Origin of the sequence: Parafrankia sp. FMc2, assembly GCF_041008525.1 — a bacterium.
In the GTDB taxonomy this organism is placed as follows: Bacteria; Actinomycetota; Actinomycetes; order Frankiales; family Frankiaceae; genus Parafrankia.
On the sequence record NZ_JBFLUG010000356.1, the window covers coordinates 1 to 1,865 of the forward strand.

1 protein-coding gene is annotated in these 1,865 nt (G+C 69.4%); it reads left to right on the top strand.

The window, feature by feature from the left end; all coding sequences use genetic code 11:
• The first annotated feature begins 326 nt into the window (after positions 1-326).
• Positions 327-1,589 carry an ABC transporter substrate-binding protein gene (locus tag AB1460_RS37185; RefSeq protein WP_368967226.1) on the top strand — a complete coding sequence of 421 codons (1,263 nt, stop codon included), beginning with the start codon at positions 327-329 and terminating at the stop codon, positions 1,587-1,589.
• Positions 1,590-1,865: the final 276 nt, after the last annotated feature.

A 1,865-nucleotide genomic window follows, 5' to 3' on the forward strand; every position in this document is an offset into this window, starting at 1 on the left:
CCACGAAGACATAAGACACCTCCGTGATCTACAAGCGGCGTGCCTGCTTGTCTGCGAACGACACGTGGTCCCACCGGCCCGCCCCCACGAACCGGTCACGGCCAGCCCGACCCAGGCAGACCCGACCAACCCGACCTACCCGTCAAAGCGAGAGCGTGCCGGAGCCTTGGGCGGGACCGCCGCCCACCAGGCGCCGCGCCACGCCACGCTCTTGCACGGCAATGCGGTTCCCGCCTAGTCTTCGCAGCACCGCCGGCATTGACCAGGGCCGGGAACTTCGTTCCCGGCTTCATTCCGGCATCCGATCGCTCGTTCGAGGGGACCTCATGCGCTTTCCCGGTGTCCGATTACTCTTCCGCGCAGCCGCGCTGTCCACCGCCGCCGCCGTCCTGGCCACCGCGGCCGCGTGCGGCGGCTCCGACTCCGGGACCGACCAGCCCGCGGCCGACACGAGCGTGCTGGGCGCGGAGAAACCGGCGTCCGGGGAGCCGGTGAAGATCGGTTTCGCGACGACGGGCCACACCCAGGCCCAGGACTACACCGACGAGATCAACGCCGCGAAGGCCGTGGTCGCCTACGCGAACGAGCGGCTCGGCGGGATCGGCGGCCGGCCGATCGAGCTGACCGTGTGCGAGGAGAAGGGCACCCCGGCCAACGCGCAGGTGTGTGGCAACGAGTTCGTCCGTGCCGGTGTCGCGGCGATCTCCGGCGGCGCGCCGGCCCAGGTCGACCCGTGGCTGCAGATCGTCACCGACGCCGGCATTCCGGTGGGCCTGAACCAGGCCGCCACCAAGCTCGTCCTCGGCACACCCGGGGTGTTCGTGTTCTCCAACCCGCTCGCCGCCTTCGGCACCGGCGCCGCCTACGCCAAGGCCCACGGCCTCACCAGCGGAGCCACCATCGTCCTCGACACGCCCGCCGGGAGCGGGCCGGCCAAGACCTTCAGCACCCCGTTCTTCGCCAACGTCGGCGCCACCGTCGAGGTCGTGCCGATCGCGCCGGGAACCGCCGACATGACCCCGCAGATCCAGGCCGCACAGGGCAAGGATCCACAGCTTTACCACATCATCGGCGACCCCGGGTTCTGCTCCGCCGCGATCGAGGCGATCAAGACTCTCGGTATCGACGTCCCGATCACGGCCATCAGCCGCTGCATCGGCGACGACAAGGGGGCGTCCATCCCCGGCGGGTTCGAGGGAGTGACCATCGCCGCCCTCGCCGTCACCGAGCCGGACGACCCCGAGTACAAGCTGTACACAGCGATCCTCGACGCCTACGGCGACAACATCAACCCGAACCGGGCGAGCAACGGCTACCAGGGACTGCTGAGCCTCATCCGGGCCGTCAACGCCGCCGGCACCACCGACCTGACCCCGGCGGGCATTCAGAAGGCGCTGCAGGAGGCGCCGGCCACCCCGTACCCACTCGGCGGCGGTGCCACCTTCCAGTGCGACGGGAAGGCCCTGCCCGCCATCTCGCCGAACATCTGCACCGCCGACAGCCTCATCGCCGACGCCGCGGCCGACGGGACTCTGTCGAACTTCCAGGTCCTCGACGCCTCCGGCATCTACGAGCTGCCCGGCACATGACCGGACGCGGCGCCGGGACCGTCGAGGCCCCGGCGGCGCCTCCGTTCACCCCCTGGACGAACAGCCCCGAGAACCCGCAGCGACCGCCACCGCCCCGCAACTCAACTCAACTCTACGCAATGCAACTGTGAGTTTGAAGTTGACCCGATCCTGTTCACACCTGGGCTCTTTGGGATAATGACCCCAGGGAGGAGTGCAGGTGCCGAGATCAAAACCGCCGTACACGGAGGAGTTCCGCCAGCAGATGGTGGATCTTGTCCGGGCTGGTCGACTGCC

Coding starts and splice junctions, on each gene's coding strand:
- AB1460_RS37185 (WP_368967226.1), top strand. CDS start 327: ATGCGCTTTCCCGGTGTCCGATTACTCTTCCGCGCAGCCGCGCTGTCC.